At 57.9% G+C, this 15,385-nt stretch carries 13 protein-coding genes; 5 read left to right on the forward strand and 8 right to left on the reverse strand.

Annotated elements, in window-relative coordinates; genetic code table 11:
- Nucleotides 1-214: 214 nt before the first annotated feature.
- From LWH94_RS12145 to cobS, 3 genes are all read left to right on the forward strand, one after another.
- The gene (locus tag LWH94_RS12145) at nt 215-883 is read left to right on the forward strand and encodes a TVP38/TMEM64 family protein (RefSeq protein WP_058342309.1); all 669 of its coding nucleotides are present in this window, start codon (nt 215-217) and stop codon (nt 881-883) included.
- A 9-nt stretch (nt 884-892) separates the two neighbouring features.
- The gene (locus LWH94_RS12150; RefSeq protein WP_232902384.1) at nt 893-2,641 is read left to right on the forward strand and encodes an ArnT family glycosyltransferase; all 1,749 of its coding nucleotides are present in this window, start codon (nt 893-895) and stop codon (nt 2,639-2,641) included.
- Nucleotides 2,642-2,716: 75 nt separating this feature from the next.
- Nucleotides 2,717-3,478 (forward strand): adenosylcobinamide-GDP ribazoletransferase, encoded by a 762-nt coding sequence (gene cobS, locus LWH94_RS12155; RefSeq protein ID WP_014420199.1) that lies wholly within the window; start codon nt 2,717-2,719, stop codon nt 3,476-3,478.
- A gap of 13 nt (nt 3,479-3,491) precedes the next feature.
- On the opposite strand, the gene LWH94_RS12160 is transcribed toward cobS, so the two are convergent.
- Entirely contained in the window at nt 3,492-4,160 is a 669-nt protein-coding gene (locus tag LWH94_RS12160) for a DNA-3-methyladenine glycosylase I (protein ID WP_041654455.1), read from the reverse strand.
- Nucleotides 4,161-4,256: 96 nt separating this feature from the next.
- On the opposite strand from LWH94_RS12160, the gene LWH94_RS12165 reads away from it, so the two are divergent.
- Nucleotides 4,257-4,853 carry a nucleotidyltransferase domain-containing protein gene (locus LWH94_RS12165; RefSeq protein ID WP_227508395.1) on the forward strand — a complete coding sequence of 199 codons (597 nt, stop codon included), beginning with the start codon at nt 4,257-4,259 and terminating at the stop codon, nt 4,851-4,853.
- A gap of 15 nt (nt 4,854-4,868) precedes the next feature.
- Entirely contained in the window at nt 4,869-5,288 is a 420-nt protein-coding gene (locus LWH94_RS12170) for a hypothetical protein (RefSeq protein ID WP_232902385.1), read from the forward strand.
- A 14-nt stretch (nt 5,289-5,302) separates the two neighbouring features.
- Here the strand turns inward: LWH94_RS12170 and bluB are convergent, their stop codons facing one another.
- The 7 genes from bluB to LWH94_RS12205 are packed head-to-tail and all read right to left on the reverse strand — an operon-like array spanning nt 5,303 to nt 15,381.
- Nucleotides 5,303-6,004 carry a 5,6-dimethylbenzimidazole synthase gene (gene bluB, locus LWH94_RS12175; RefSeq protein ID WP_232902386.1) on the reverse strand — a complete coding sequence of 234 codons (702 nt, stop codon included), beginning with the start codon at nt 6,002-6,004 and terminating at the stop codon, nt 5,303-5,305.
- Nucleotides 6,001-7,470: a cobyric acid synthase gene (locus tag LWH94_RS12180; protein WP_232902387.1), complete on the reverse strand. Its 1,470-nt coding sequence runs from the start codon at nt 7,468-7,470 to the stop codon at nt 6,001-6,003. The genes bluB and LWH94_RS12180 overlap by 4 nt, the downstream gene beginning before the upstream one ends.
- Nucleotides 7,471-8,082 (reverse strand): cob(I)yrinic acid a,c-diamide adenosyltransferase, encoded by a 612-nt coding sequence (gene cobO / locus LWH94_RS12185; RefSeq protein ID WP_230714104.1) that lies wholly within the window; start codon nt 8,080-8,082, stop codon nt 7,471-7,473.
- 27 nt (nt 8,083-8,109) lie between these two features.
- Nucleotides 8,110-12,264 (reverse strand): cobaltochelatase subunit CobN, encoded by a 4,155-nt coding sequence (locus tag LWH94_RS12190; protein ID WP_232902388.1) that lies wholly within the window; start codon nt 12,262-12,264, stop codon nt 8,110-8,112.
- A gap of 30 nt (nt 12,265-12,294) precedes the next feature.
- Nucleotides 12,295-13,626 carry a cobyrinate a,c-diamide synthase gene (locus tag LWH94_RS12195; protein ID WP_232902389.1) on the reverse strand — a complete coding sequence of 444 codons (1,332 nt, stop codon included), beginning with the start codon at nt 13,624-13,626 and terminating at the stop codon, nt 12,295-12,297.
- Between the two features lie 22 nt (nt 13,627-13,648).
- On the reverse strand, nt 13,649-14,422 hold the full coding sequence (locus LWH94_RS12200) for an ABC transporter ATP-binding protein (protein ID WP_232902390.1): 774 nt from the start codon (nt 14,420-14,422) through the stop codon (nt 13,649-13,651).
- Nucleotides 14,422-15,381 carry a FecCD family ABC transporter permease gene (locus LWH94_RS12205; protein WP_232902391.1) on the reverse strand — a complete coding sequence of 320 codons (960 nt, stop codon included), beginning with the start codon at nt 15,379-15,381 and terminating at the stop codon, nt 14,422-14,424. The genes LWH94_RS12200 and LWH94_RS12205 overlap by 1 nt, the downstream gene beginning before the upstream one ends.
- Nucleotides 15,382-15,385 lie beyond the last annotated feature (4 nt).

Raw genomic sequence — 15,385 nt, forward strand, 5'->3', positions numbered from 1 at the left:
GTGCTTCCAGAGTTTTATGGTCCAGTTTACGACCGTCGTCATGGCGCATAAGAGCTGATATCCGATATAGTCCGCGAGCAATGTTTTTATTATACATCATGTTCGCTTACTTTTGAACTCCTTAGTATGTGGTTACTTCACCGCACACGAGTTCCTCAAATTGCAAACCTAGAGGATCCGAACAACAGTCGACCGGCAACGGAACGGGCTTGATATGGCTTCGGGACTGCGCTGGCTATCTTTCGCCATCCTGGTATTAACAGGCTATCTGACCATGAGCGGAGACTGGTTCGGTTTTCTGACCGATCAGGATCGCGTGGCAGATTTCCTGAACAGTAATGGGCTGGCGGGACTTTCAGCCATTACGCTGCTCGGTGCACTTTTCACTGGATTCGGAGCCCCCAGACAGGTCCTCGCTTTCGTTCTGGGATTTGCCGCAGGCAGCATTCAGGGTGCGATCCTATCGACTATCGCTACAGCCATTGGCGCGACAGGCTGCTTTTTTGTCGCACGCTGGCTTTTGCGAACATCACTCCTGAACCGTTTTTCAGATCGCATGCAACGTTTTGACCTGCTGTTCACGGAAGGCACTCTGCTCAAAATACTCATGATCAGGCTGTTGCCGGTAGGCAGCAATCTTGTCACCAATCTCCTCGCCGGGTGTTCCGGGATACGATTCGTCCCATTTTTGTTGGGCAGCGTTCTTGGCTACCTGCCCCAGATGGTGATCTTTGCAATGGCCGGCGCAGGGATTGGCCAGGCCCGTCTCGATCAGCTTGTGGTAAGCGCGGTTCTGTTCGCGCTGGCAAGTGCCATTGGCGCTTACCTGTATCACAACCAGCGCAATCAGACCCTTGCTGATTCCGTATCTGACCCCTCCTGAGTTGCGATTATGACACTCGACTTCCGTCTTCGGCGTTTACCCGACACCTTATTCAATCTGCCGTACAACCGATTGTTACTGGTGGTACTGGCCTTCGCGGCACTCATGATTCTGACCGGCATCGGGTTACGCTCTCCGTGGCCCGCCGACGAACCGCGATTCGCCGAAGTGGCCCGGGAAATGGTGACCTCCGGGCAATGGCTGCTGCCGATGCGGGGCGGCGAACTCTACCCGGACAAACCACCGGTGTTCATGTGGGCCATCGCCTTTTTCTACTGGCTGACCGGCAACCTGAAAATCGCGTTTCTGCTACCGAACGCCCTGTGCAGCCTGCTAACCCTGGGCCTGGTGTTCGATCTGGGCACACGCTTGTGGAACCAACGCACCGGCGCCATTGCCGCACTGCTGCTGATGGTGGCACCCCAGTTCCTGATTCAGGCCCAGCGAGCCCAGATTGATGCCATGGTGGCCTGCTGGATCATGGTGGCCTGTTACGGTCTGATCCGGCATTTTTTCGTGCAGCCGTCCTGGCGTTGGTATTTCGTGGCCTGGGCCTTTATGGGGCTTGGCATTATTACCAAAGGGGTTGGCTTTCTGCCCGCCTTGCTGTTCATTCCGATACTGGCCCTGAAACTGCAGGACACTTCTCGGTTTCAGGGCACACTCCGCTGGCGCTGCGCCCTCGGCCCCCTGGTCATGCTGGCCGTTGTGGCAGCCTGGCTGGTGCCGATGGTGCTGGCCGTCAGTCACCTGGGCACCGACGAGGCCCTGGCCTATCGCGACAACATTCTGTTCAAACAGACCGGCGAGCGCTATGCCGATTCCTGGGGGCACATTCAGCCCTGGTATTACTACCTCGCCAGCGTGATTCCCTCGCTGTGGTTTCCGCTGCCGCTGCTATTCCTGGCACTGCTGCGGCCGGTTCGTGAAGTTCTCAAATACAGGCCGGAAGTTTTGGTATTGCTGGCGTGGGTTGTGTTGGTGGTGGCGTTTTTCAGCCTTAGCCCTGGTAAGCGCGGGGTCTATGTGCTGCCGGTTTTACCTGCACTGGCCCTGAGCCTGGCCCCAGCATTGAGTGGACAAAACCCGGCACGCTGGTTCGGGGCAGTCATCAGTGCTCTGCATCTGCTGCTTGGTGCAGTCTTGATCACCCTGGGCGTGCTAGCCTGGAATGACCACCCTCGTCTGGTGGAAAAGGTCGCTGACTACACCCAGGATCCGGCTCGACTGCACGAAGCCGGCACCCTGTTGTTCACCCTTGGGGTTATCTGGGTCGTAAGTCTCATGGCGCTCTGGCGCTCCCGGGCACTCGGGCGCTGGTTCATTGCCCTGATGGTGAGTTGGCTGGTTTTCACAACCTGGGGTTATCGGATTCTCGAGCCACTGCGCACACCCAGAAATGTGCTCGCCGCAGCCGAGCAGTTCGTGCCTGTCGGCGGGCAAATTGGCATGATTGATTTCCGTGAACAGTTTATTCTTTTCTCGAAGCGGGATTTCACTCATTTCAGCTTCTTCAGTTCACTGGAACAGGAAGATCGTAATGCATGGGTCTGGATGAAGAAGACGCCAGACAGTTACCTCATTGTGGCCGATCGGCATGCTCTGTCGTGCTTCACCACTGACGGCGCAAAATCAATTGGCACCGCTCACAGGGATACCTACGTGCTGCTGAGCGACCAGGACATGACGGACAGCTGTGAACCCCCGGACAAGGTGACACGCTTTACCACCGACAACCCCGGGGAGTGGCTGGACTGATGCTACTCTGAGAACGCCGCAAACTTTGCTGGTCTCACGTACAATGGGCGCTTTTGAATTCTCAAGGAGGCGCCCTTGCTCCCTCGCTCGCGGATTGCACAAGAATGGCAGGCTTTCTGGCTGGCACTGGGATTCCTGACTCGTATCCCCATGCTCGTCCGGATTGATTACTCCCAGCGCCTGATGAACCAGAGCAGCGTCTATTTTCCCCTGGTGGGCCTTCTGCTCGGCCTTGGCTATTGCGCCGCCTATTTTCTGTTCTCACTGGTGGCCAGCCCGCTGGCGGCCATTATCCTGGTGGTTATTCTGCACCTGTTTATCACCGGGGCCTTCCACGAAGATGGCCTGGCCGACAGTGTTGATGCTCTCGGCGGCGGCTATACCGTGGAAAAACGGCTGGAGATCATGAAAGACAGCCGGATCGGAACCTATGGCACGGTGGCACTGGTGATGGCCTTGCTGCTGAAAGTAGCTCTGCTGGCTGAGGCTGAATTGATCTGGCTTGCGTTGCTGGTGGCACCTGCGGTTTCCCGGCTGACACCACTGATATTGATGGCCTGCCTGCCGTACGTCACTGACCCCGACAAGAGTAAATCCAAGCCGGTGGCAGACGGTTTCTCCCGCAGCCGTTTGCTGGCGGCCGCGGGGTTTGTGTTGTTGCTGGCAGCCGGATTATCACTCTGGCAGCCGTTACTGATTCCCGCAGCCATAACGGCCGTCCTGCTGGTTGCTGTGTTCTGGGGCAGCTATCTTCGTAGCCAGCTTGGCGGCTACACCGGCGACACCTTGGGCGCAGCTGTCGTGTTCAGTGAACTGGCGCTGTTGCTGTTTCTCTAACGTGGGGGCATCGTCAGTTATCCACCGTGAAGGACACTATCCGGGACAGGTGGCTGATGGGCATTTCCGTCTCTTCGTGCCAACGGTTGAACGCCTCCTGGGCCTGGCTCATGCCTTTCTTGCTGGCCGGTGAGGCATCCAGTATTCCGGCCCGGGTCAGGGCGGTAACCACATCGTGGGACAGGATAAAACCATCCCAACCCACCCGGCGCAGGAAGTACTGGGCTGAGTTCCCCCCCAGACGCTCACCGTTACGCTTCAGGTAGAGCAGCAGCCCCACCTGATCGGTCGACGGCCACTGGGCCAGAAACTGACCAAAGCTGCCATGGTCTTTCGCCACATCCATGATCATCCGGGCATTTTCCGGCACGGTTCGGATCTTCTGCATGTTGCGAACAATACGCTCGTCTGTGGCCAGCTGCTCCAGCACTTCCGGCGGCACCTGCTGCCAGTAGGCGGGCACAAACCCTTCGAATGCCGCCTCAAAATCCGGCCACTTGTTCTCGATTACCCGCCAGACAAAACCAGCCTTGAAAATGCATCGGGTGATCTCGGACAGGTAACGGTCGTCGCCGATCTCCGCCAGACGATGCTTTTCGGTGACCGGAGGCAACAGGGATTTCAGGGCCTGCTCGCCACCCTTCCGGGCCAAGGCCTGCTGGTAAAACACAGAAAACTTCATAGACCCTCCACAGAGATCCCCAAATTGGGACTTAAAGAGCCCAATATGGGATTGAAAATACCCAAATCAGGTACTAAAGTACCCATATTGAGACTCATGAGATGCGACCTGACCATGCCCGGAACCAGTATCGGTGACGCACTGTTTACCAAAACCCAACAGCGCCTGCTATCGCTTATCTACGGCCATCCAGACCAGAGCCTGTACCTGAATGAACTGGTACGGCTAGCAAATATAGGGCGCGGCACCGTTGTCCGGGAGCTGGCCAAACTGACCGATTCCGGTCTGGTCGTCATGACCCGCCAAGGCAACCAGAACCACTATCAGGCGAACCCGGACAACCCGATCTTCGATGAGCTGAAACACATCGTCCAGAAAACCTTTGGTATTTCCGATGTGCTCCGGAATGCCCTGGCGCCACTGGCGGATACTCTCGAACAAGCGTTTATCTACGGTTCCGTGGCAAAAGGGGATGCCCATGCGGGCAGCGATGTCGATGTCATGCTGATCGGCCACGATCTCAGTTACAGCGAGGTTATGGAACTGCTGGCCCCCGCCGAACAACAATTACAACGAACCATCAATCCCACGTTATACTCTCCCGCCGAGTTCGAGCAGCGTATCAAAGACAATCAGAGTTTTGTCACCCGGGTGCTGGACCAACCCCGCCTCGACCTCCGCTTCAGCCACTGAGACAGGACACATTGCATGGAAGCACTCGATAATCTGGTCAGGATCCGACGACTCAAGGCAGAACCACCTAATGCCCGGGAGTTCGAAGGCATGCTCAAGGCTGCCGACACCAAGCTCCGGGACGCCTGCATTGAGGGATTGTCTGAGGACAGCCAGTTCTCTCTGGCTTATGGCGCCGCCCACGCATTATCGCTCGCCGCCCTGAGATGGCACGGGTATCGTTCCGAAAGCCGTTATATTGTCTTCCAGTGCCTGCAACACACCATTGGCTTACCCAATGCCAAATGGCGCGTGTTGGACAAGTGTCATTCGGCCCGCAATCTGGCCGAATACGAGGGCCACATGGACGTGAACCCCCAATTGCTGAAGGAGCTGATTGCGATCACTCGCGAGCTGCAATCACTGGTGAGGGATCTGCCGCCAATAGGAAACTGACGTCTACCGCGATGTCAGACCTGCTTTAACCGGGCCAGCAGGGACTCCTGATCAAGGGCGCCACCCCAGGTATTACCATGTACCAGATCTTCCAGCGGCAGCCGGGAACGCCAGCCTTTGGACTGTAATTCCGGTTGCTCCAGGAATTCACTGACATAGCCCAGGCAGAGATAGGCCAGTGGGTATACATGATCCGGTAACTGCAGGATATTCGACAGTACATCCTGATCCAGGATGCTCACCCAGCCCACGCCAATGCCCTCGGCCCGTGCCGCCAGCCAGAGATTCTGCACCGCCAGGCAGGTGCTGAACAGATCCATTTCCATAATGGAATTACGCCCCAGGACATTGGGGCCGCCGCGGGATCGATCACAGGTGATGCAGAGGTTGATGGGGCTTTCCAGAATGCCCTGCAGTTTCAGGCTCTGATAGGTTTGCTGGCGCTCGCCGGTGTAGTTTTCCGAGGCCTTTGCGTTTTCCTCGTTAAAACTGTCCAGCACCTGCTCGCGCACCGCCAGGCTGTCGATCACGATGAAATCCCAGGGCTGCATGAAGCCGACCGACGGGGCATGGTGGGCAGCTCTCAGGATGCGCGCCAGAACCTCCTCCGGAATGGCATCTGGCAGGAACTGGGAGCGCACATCCCGGCGCTCGAAGATGGCCCGGTACAGGCCTTCGCGCTGGGCCTCGGTGAAGGGATCATTCGGGTTACTCACAACTGCAACAGCCTCCTTAACCGGTCTGTGTCCAGGCACTGCTCCACCTGATCGGCCAGGCGATCAAGTTGCTGCAGACGGTGACGCTGGTAGTCCACCGACTGCTCGCCCTGTGCTTTAAGGCCTGCCCAGGCCAGAATGGCATGGCAGGCGGCTGGCTCGTCGAAGACGCCGTGGATGTAGGTACCCGCCACCTGGCCATCCACACTGATGGCGCCATCCGGCCGGCCTTCCAGCTCTGCAAATGGGCGCACCAGCGCGGCGCCTTCGGTTACACCGTTGTGCATTTCATAGCCTTTCAGGGCGCCTGTCACCGCCGTGCTGGCAACATGGGAGGTCAGCCCGCCATTTACCATTCGGAGCTGCTTGCCCGGCACCATACGGGTAACCATTTCGAACAGGGCCAGGCCCTCGGTAGTGCCGGCTTCACCCTCCAGGCCTTCCGGGTCTTCAACTCGCTGTCCCAGCATCTGAAAACCGCCACAAATACCCAGCAGTTTGCCGCCATAGCGCAGGTGTTTCTGGATGACCTCCGGCCAGCCCTGCTGTTTCAGCCACTGCAGATCGTGCCGGGTGCTTTTGCTGCCGGGCAAAATAATCAGATCCGCTGGCGGAATGGGTTCATCCGGGCCTACGAAAACAAGGTCAACGCCCGGGTGGAGTCGCAACGGATCAAAATCGTTGTGGTTGCTGATCCGAGGCAATATCGGCACCACCACTTTCAGGGCTCCGGCCTCACTGATGCCGGCGGCACTGACGCTGTCTTCGGAGTCGATCACCAACCCATGCAGGTATGGCAAAACCCCGAACACCGGCTTGCCCGTGTGTTCCGTCAGCCAGTCCAGCCCGGGCTCCAACAGCGCAATATCGCCCCGGAACCGGTTGATGATAAAACCCGCCGTCCTGTCCCGCTCACTGTCGGAAATCAACGCCAGCGTACCCACCAGCTGGGCGAAAACCCCGCCCTTGTCGATATCCCCTACCAGCAACACCGGACAATCAGCAGCTTCGGCAAAACCCATGTTGGCAATGTCGTTGGCCCGCAGATTGATTTCCGCGGGGCTGCCGGCGCCTTCGGCGATGACCACATCGTAGCGTGCACTCAGTGCCTGCCAGCTCGCCATCACCGAATTCATCGCCTCAGCTTTGTAGGCGTGGTAATCCAGGGCATCCATATTGCCATGGACCTTGCCCCGCAAGATCACCTGGGCCCCGCAATCGCTCTGGGGCTTCAGCAACACCGGGTTCATGTCACTGTGGGGCTCCAGACCACAGGCCAGTGCCTGCAACGCCGTGGAGCGGCCAATTTCGCCACCATCCACGGTGACCGCACTGTTCAGGGCCATGTTCTGGGGTTTGAACGGTGCCACCGACACCCCCTGACGCGCCAGCCAGCAGCACAGGGCCGCCACCACCGTGGTCTTGCCAGCATCCGAGGTGGTGCCCTGTACCATCAGGGTCGGCATCTACAGTTCCACACCCTTCTGGGCCTTGATGCCCTGATCCTTGAAGGCGTGTTTGACCACACCCATCTCGGTGACCGTATCAGCCAGATCAATCAGTTCCTGCGGAGCCCCGCGCCCGGTGACCACCACATGCTGCATTTCGGGACGGGCCTGCAGGTCGTCCAGCACCCGGTCCAGATCGATGTAGTCGTACTTCAGCGCGATATTCAGTTCGTCCAGCAGAATCAGGTCATAGCTGTCGTCTTTGAGCATGTCAGCTGCGACTTCCCAGGCATCGGTTGCGCTCTTCACATCCTGTTCCCGGTTCTGGGTGTCCCAGGTATAGCCCTGGCCCATCACGTGGTAGGTCACGTTCGGCAGGCTCCGGAAGAACGCTTCCTCGCCGGTGCTGAAAGCGCCCTTGATAAACTGGACGATGCCCACTTTCATTCCATGGCCCAGAGCCCGGGCCACCATGCCGAAGCCGGAACTGCTCTTGCCTTTGCCAGGGCCGGTGAGCACCAGCAACACGCCCTGTTCTTTCTGGGCTCGGGCGATGCGCTCCTGCATGATTTTCTGTTTGGCGGCCATGCGCTTGGCATGGCGTTCGGGGTCTTTGGCGCGTTCACGCATGGGTATTCTCCTGGTCATTTTGGAATGTCAGCCCTGGGGTGCGAGCTGATAAGTCGAAGATCCACCCTTGCGGGCGGAATCAAAAGCCTCCCGCTGTTGCGGGTCTAACTGGCCCGCAACCCAGTCCATCAAGGGATGATCCGGGCGAGTGTGGCCGCTTCCGGGCAAGCCATGGTCAATGATATTGCCGGCGAAATCACGCACGAGGGACTTCAGGGTGAACACATTCACTTCCCAGAAACCACGCTTGGCTGCCAGTAGGGCAATGGCCTGCATATGGGTCTTTACGTGAACATTGTGCCCCTCTGCCAAGAAGTCACTCAGGCCCAGCCCATGGCGATCCTGAAAATACACCTCATTAATTTCATCCCAGACACTCGAGCGAAGCACCTGTGGACTGGTAATCTGCCAGCCCCAGAGGTTATCCAGAAAATCACTGCCCATGGTGCGCGCACCGGCATAACCATGCTCCATCAACGGTGCGAGCCATTGGGGATTCAAATTTCGGGCACGAAGCTCAACCTGCAGTGCCCGCTGAAGCGAGTCCACTGTCGGGTTCTTCGGATCCTTGTACTGTAAAACCATATTCTCCGGCGGCTCACCCCGCAAATGCTCAACCGCATTGGACAACCCGCCCTGGAAGTCAAAGCCGTCATCATTATCAAGCAGACCATACAAATGGCTGGATCGTCCCAGATAGGTTTTGTCGACAGAAAGCAGCTGGCGATCAAAGGCTTCGTGCGCCGGTTCACCTGGGCTTTCTTTACCGTAAACATGCCCCATTCGACGACGATAGGCATCGCCCAGCTGCTGCCGCCCCTGCCATGCGCCAGTGCGGGTAGCCAGCCGGTTCACCCCAGCTCCGTACGCTCCCGGCGCTGTGCCAAACACCCGGTAGGCCGCCTGATTACCTGCATCCTGTGCCGACTGTCCGGCAGTTAAGAGAATCCGAGTATCAGCCACCCAGCGTGCGGCCACACCATTGATTTCCAGCGATTCGCTACCGCGTTCTCGCAGGGCTACCGGTAAAACCGACAAAGCCTGATCGAGTGCGGGCACCAAATCCGGGTGCTCAGTTGCTATGGTTTTTGCAGCGCCCGCCAGCGCGTACCGAGAAGCCAGATCCAACCACTCCAGCTTGCTTCCGTATAGATCCCGGAAGAGCCCCGATGTGGTAAAGAGCACATTACGCCGAACCGGGTTATCTGTGCCCGGTCCTGCGGGCAGTCGCTCCAGACCATTAACAATGCCTCGGCTATTCCACACCGGGCGGATACCCATAAGTTTCAGGCCGAAGGCAATCATCACGCCTTCATCACGCACCGTGTCCGACGCCCAGAGAACCAATGCATCACTTTCGTTACTTTGTCGGGTGCCCGTTTTTTCTGCTTTTGCGGCTAAATCCTCGGCCAGTGACCAGGCCACTCGCGTCGGAATCAGGTCGTCAAACAACGCATGAAAATTTCTCCCCGTTGGCAAGACTTCCGGAGTTCGCAGCGGGTCGTTGCCATGCCCGGGCGCTACAAAACGACCATTAAGCGCGTTCAGCCAGCTCTTCCGCTCAGCCACAGGTGACATCGCCAACCTCTGTCGCCAGCTCGGTTCTGGCTTACCCGACTTGCTCGCCATTGAGGTCAGCATCGTGTCCAGCATCTCGTCGGTCCAGTCCTTCCCAAACACATGCAACCCCAGAGGCATGAAATGCTCCTGAATGTCCGTTACATAGTGCCCGGCTTCGTGAACCAGTATCTCGGGCGACAGCTCTTCTATCGAAACTTCATCGGCGGAAAGCCCCATTTCATTGGCAATTTCCTGCTCGATATCGTCGTCGATGTCCAGCAGCAAGATTTTTTCTCGCAGCATTTGCAGCGCCCGCTCACGGGTTGGGCTATCAGGATCGGTCGCCGACTCCCAGGTTTCCACCAACTGCCTTATTTCAAGCAGGTCATCGTACAGCTCAGTAACCGCTAGGGGCGGTGTCAGATGACTGATCATCACGCCCAGCGCACGCCGCTTGGCCTGAATGCCTTCACCAACTCCGTCGACGATGTAGGGGTAGATCAATGGCAGGTTACCCCCCAGCAAATCAGGGTAATCATCCTCAGTCAGGCCAGCGCGACGCCGTGGCAGGAATTCACGGGTGGAATGCCGCCCCACGTATACCAGCGCATCGGCCTTATAGTGGTCTCTCAACCAATGGTAGAAGCCCACATATTGGTGCGTTGGTGGGAAAGTGGTATTCGCGTGCAGCAGCTCTTCATCCACCTCCCAGCCTCTTGGTGGCTGGGGCCCAATGAAAATATTCCCGAATCGCAGGCCGGGGAAGATCAAGCGGTCGTCCACCACCATCGACAGCCCTGGCGCTTCACCCCAGCCTTTCAGCCCCGGTATGCCCGTATCGGCCAATAAAGCTCGCTGTTCGTTCAATTCGCTTTTGTGCCCACCTTCTTTTAGTCGCTGGCTCCACAGCGCTTCGTATTGATCAAGCTGGGCGAGGGCGGTAGGCCGGTTCGGGTGCTGTACATGCTCGATTAAATTGCGCAGATCCTTAACGCCGCGATCCAGAAGGCCCAGAGCCAAGTCCTGCTCCCCCAATTCATGGGCTTGTTCCAAGCGTTCATGCAAATACCCCAGCGGACCGTGCGTTATTTCTTGCTGCACAACGTTTGGTAGAGATTGCAGATAACCCTGGTAGGTTTGCGCGCTCATCGAAGGGACCCCAGTCGCCATTTCCTTCATCGAGCGCGGGTCATCTGGCAGACTAACCCCGCGCTGTTGAACCAGGTCGAGCAAGGCTTCCGGGCTGTCAGGTAGGGGACCGGTGCTGTACCCCTCGGCTTTTAGCCCGCTCAGCATTTGGAACAGTGAAGCTGGTACATCCAGATTGTCCGCACCTATGTTCTGGCGCCCGGGGGGATGGTTGTAATAAACAATAGCCACCCGTTTGTCGGCATTATCTTTGGTTTGCAGCACCTGCCAACGCTGAAGGCGTTCAGCCAATGCAGCAACACGGTTTGGAACCGGTTGTGTCAGCGTCAACGCAACGCCAGTTTGGGGATCGATCTCTTCAGGCTCCGCCGTTGCCAATACCATGGGCTGGCTTACACCCTGAAGTTCCGGCATGGCCAGGTTGTAATGCACCTGATCGGTGGGGATACCATCAACGGAAAGCTGCCATTGATTCCGAGTCCGGGAAGCCAGCCTAAGGCCTTTGATGACAGGCACGTTGAGCCGGATCAACTCTTCCGTAACCTCCCGGCGGCCCTCACCTCCGCCAATGGTGAAGTCCTGCAGGCTGACAATGCCCGCCAATGTTGCGGGTTGAATCGCTTCTTCGAGCGTGCGCAAGGCATCAAGGCTGGCACCACCCCATCGGGATAGGATTGCAAAACACTGAAGCTCCCGAGCTTCCAAAGCCGCACAGGTATCGTTCAGTAAAGCCCGATCTCCCGGCCGGTCTCCACTGTCCAGATCAAGAACCACGACTACGGGGGCGTCGGTCAGCGTCAGTGCTGAAGCCTCAACGCTCGCTTCACCATTCTGGTAATAACGGATACTGGCGCGGGGCTTGGGCTTTTCGTAATCCATGCCGTGTCCCGCTTTGGCCAACAGCCACCGTATCAGGCCATCCAGATGGTTCGGCGTCCGGCCCTGATAGAAAGCACGGCCTTCCAACCAGTCAGCCTGGCCGGGAAACCGGGCCTGCCGGTTTACCAAATCCTCAGCAGCATCAACTCCGGCTGCCGGCGCGGCGACCAAGGCCTTGAGTCCAGCGGCATTCAGCTCCGCCAATGGCTTTTGTCCATTGAGCTGAGACAGCCGTGAAATACGCCAATCACTGTTGATACCTAGCACTGGCATCTGCCCGGCAGCGTCACCCGCTACGACGACTTTCACCAACCCGGCAAGGCGCTCCACCTGGTCACCAAACACCGCCGCCAACACGATGGCATCAGCGTTCTTGAGCAACTCGAGCACTTGTTGGTCGCTCTGGGTGGCCAGTTGATCGGGAGTTCGCAGCAACACGCGGTGGTCTGGGTTGTGGTCTAAAAACCGATGAGCGCCCGCCGCCATTTCTGCGGCTGAACGCTCGGAAATAATGCCCACGACGGTAGCAGCCATCACTGAAGGCGCCCAAAACATGACCGTCATGGCCGCCAGAAATACCTTCAGATATCGCATTCGTAGAAGCCCTTTCACGAGTTATGTCGATTACGAATGATCGTTCTCGGAGTAGCCGGGGAAAGTCAGCGTCTCACCGCGGAAAATCGCCGCCACAAGTTCGGGGGCTGAGGGGAAATAGCCGTGGAAATAACTGGCCACGAGAGCGTTCTTAGAAAAAACGGCTTCACTGCCCGTGCCCGCCTGTTTTTGAGTGTGGGCCGCAGGTTGCCAAGTGGTGTTCAGCGTGGATCGGTGAAAAGTGTGGCCCCGCAACTCGCCTTGTTCCGCCTTCAGGCTGTGCATACCTATACCCTGTAAACGCTTCGCCATAGCCGCCCGCCCCGGGATTAACCCGTACAGGGAATGCACACGGCCTTCTTTATCCGACAATTCTTCCGCGCAGGCCATCAGGCCGCCACACTCCGCCAATATCGGCTTACCCGCGTTATGAAAAGCACGAATGGCATTCGCCATCGCGGTATTCTCTGCCAACGTATTCCCATGCAGCTCCGGGTAACCTCCTGGAAGCCAAAGCGCATCCGCGGGCGGCAGCTCCGAATCTTCCAGCGGCGAGAAATAGTGCAGTTCAGCACCCATGGCGAGCAACAGCTCGGTGTTGGCCCGATAGATAAAACTGAAGGCGGCATCACGAGCGATCCCGATACGAACACCGGCCAGTAGCATTTTCGGTTTAGTTGCCCTTTCAACGGCGGGAATCTCAACCGTTTTCGGCAATGCATCGAGCCCCGCCTCTTTCAGCACTTGGGCAGCGCCATCCAGCTTCTGGTCGAGGTTGGCCAGCTCTTCCGGCTGCATCAATCCCAAATGTCGCTCGGGTATGCTCATGGCATCGTTTCTGGGGATAGCCCCCAACAGGCGAATCCCTTCTGGCAGTCGCTCTTTCAGCATTTCACCATGGCGTGGGCCACCAATTTTGTTCGCAATCACATCATAAACAGATAACTCCGGGTCAAAGCGAGCAAGCCCCAACACAAGAGCGCCAAAGGTCTGGGCCATGCCACCGGCGTCGATCACGGGCAATGCAGGAATACCCATAAGCTTTGCCAGATCAGCACTGGATGGATCGCCGTCGAACAACCCCATCGCACCTTCGATCAGAATAAGGTCGGCATCTTGTGCTGCCTCAAACAGCCGCCAGCGGCACTCATCTTCTCCGGTCATCCAAGGGTGTAATTGATAGACAGGGTGGCCGGATGCGACCTCCAGCACCATTGGGTCGAGATAATCCGGCCCGTGCTTGAACACTCGCACCTTACGCCCGGCATTCCGGTGCAGACGGGCCAATGCCGCTGTCACCATGGATTTCCCCTGCCCAGAGGCGGGGCCAGTAATCATGACTGCCGGTACGGATTTGCTCATAAGTTCACCACTTTCATCGTTATTAACTGGGGCTCACGGGGACAAACACCGGGGCGCCATCGGCCTCTACCGTCACCAGCTTTTGGTTATACAACTGCTCAAGTGCGGATGGTTTCAACATACTGTCGGCGGGGCCCCAGCAGGCATCGCCATTGGGATAAAGCAGCAACACGTGGCTACACCACCGTGCGGCCAGATTCAGATCATGCAAGCACATGAACACTGCTTTTCCTGCAACCGACTGGTCTCTCAGCAGGCTCATTACTTTGACCTGATGGTGTAGGTCGAGGTGGTTGGTGGGCTCGTCAAGCAGCCAGATATCCGGGTTCTGAGTCATCAGTGTTGCTATCGCAACCCGCTGACGCTCACCGCCCGACAAGGTGCTCAGCAAGCGCCCAGACAAATAATCCACATCCATCGCCGCCAACGCCTTTTGCGCACGGATCTGGTCATCAGCTTGTTCACTTTCCCAAGGCGACAACCACGGGTGACGCCCAATCAGTGCGGTTTCCATGACCGTTGCGGGAAAACTGTCTTGCCGCTCCTGAAACACTAACCCCAGCTTCCGGGCGATATCGCGGCGCTTTAGCTCAATCAGCGGGGCGTCGTTCAATACAACTCGGCCACTGCGTGCAGGTAACAAGCCTGCGAGGGTATGCAGCAGAGTGGTTTTGCCGGCCCCGTTAGGGCCCAACACGCCCCACGTCTGACCGGGCTCGACACTCAAATTAAGAGGAAAACCGTCTGCTCTGCCGGGCACGTTTATGATCAAATCGCGAGTATGCAGCGTGCTCATTAACGGCTCCGGTGCAGTAGATACAGGAAGGTTGGCACCCCCAGTAAAGCAGTAATAACGCCCACCGGAAGCTGCTCAGGCGCGATCACCGTGCGAGCGAGGGTATCTGCAAGCACAAGCAGAGTACCGCCAGCCAAGGCGCTGGCAGGCAAAATAATGCGCTGATCGTTGCCTAATACCAGGCGAAGCATATGCGGCACAATCAGGCCTACAAACCCGATACTTCCAGCCGTGGTCACGGCCGTTGCCGTCAGTAGGCTGGCGAGCACGTAAATGGTCCACTCCAGCGGCCGTACCGACACCCCGAGTGCCGCGGCCTGCATCGGGCCACGCGCCAGCACGTTCAGATTACGAGCAAGCGGTAAAATCACCGCGATCGCGAATATCAGAACCACCAATGCGGGCCAAGGCGTGCGCGCGTAGGAAACATCGCCCATTAGCCAGTACAGCATGCCTGGCAGTTTATAAGAGGGCGTGATCGCCAGCATGAGGGTGATCACAGCTCCCCAACCAGCGGCCACTACAACGCCGGTCAGCAGCAGGCGCGAGGCGGTCCAACTGCCGGTGCCGTGGGCAAGACCGAACACCAACACCATTGCCAGCATGGCGCCGGCAAAGGCAGAGCCCGAGATCAGCAACGTCCCCATTCCGGCCAGCATCGCCAAAAGCGCGCCCACAGCGGCGCCACCGGACAACCCCAGCACGTACGGGTCCGCCAGCGGGTTGCGTAGCAGCACCTGCATCAAGGCACCCGCCACCGCTAACAGGCCACCGGTCGCGAAAGCCGCAAGGGTGCGCGGCAGACGCAGGTCCAGCAGCAAGGTACGATGCAATGCGCTGCCTTCACCCTGGATGACTTTCCAGAGTTCTGAGGGCGCAATGTTCACACTGCCGATAGCCAAGGCCAATATCAGCGCGGCCAGAGAAATCGCACCGAGTACCAGCAAAGAGCGAGTCATCTTA

Source organism: Marinobacter sp. G11, assembly GCF_021282325.1.
GTDB classification, from domain to species: Bacteria; Pseudomonadota; Gammaproteobacteria; order Pseudomonadales; family Oleiphilaceae; genus Marinobacter; species Marinobacter vinifirmus.

Bases quoted from the DNA above. Each gene is read 5' to 3' on its own strand.
- LWH94_RS12145 (WP_058342309.1), top strand. From the start codon at position 215: ATGGCTTCGGGACTGCGCTGGCTATCTTTCGCCATCCTGGTATTAACA.
- LWH94_RS12150 (WP_232902384.1), top strand. From the start codon at position 893: ATGACACTCGACTTCCGTCTTCGGCGTTTACCCGACACCTTATTCAAT.
- LWH94_RS12160 (WP_041654455.1), bottom strand. From the start codon at position 4,160: ATGAAGTTTTCTGTGTTTTACCAGCAGGCCTTGGCCCGGAAGGGTGGC.
- LWH94_RS12165 (WP_227508395.1), top strand. From the start codon at position 4,257: ATGAGATGCGACCTGACCATGCCCGGAACCAGTATCGGTGACGCACTG.
- LWH94_RS12170 (WP_232902385.1), top strand. From the start codon at position 4,869: ATGGAAGCACTCGATAATCTGGTCAGGATCCGACGACTCAAGGCAGAA.
- LWH94_RS12180 (WP_232902387.1), bottom strand. From the start codon at position 7,470: ATGCCGACCCTGATGGTACAGGGCACCACCTCGGATGCTGGCAAGACC.
- cobO (WP_230714104.1), bottom strand. From the start codon at position 8,082: ATGCGTGAACGCGCCAAAGACCCCGAACGCCATGCCAAGCGCATGGCC.
- LWH94_RS12190 (WP_232902388.1), bottom strand. From the start codon at position 12,264: ATGCGATATCTGAAGGTATTTCTGGCGGCCATGACGGTCATGTTTTGG.
- LWH94_RS12195 (WP_232902389.1), bottom strand. From the start codon at position 13,626: ATGAGCAAATCCGTACCGGCAGTCATGATTACTGGCCCCGCCTCTGGG.
- LWH94_RS12200 (WP_232902390.1), bottom strand. From the start codon at position 14,422: ATGAGCACGCTGCATACTCGCGATTTGATCATAAACGTGCCCGGCAGA.
- LWH94_RS12205 (WP_232902391.1), bottom strand. From the start codon at position 15,381: ATGACTCGCTCTTTGCTGGTACTCGGTGCGATTTCTCTGGCCGCGCTG.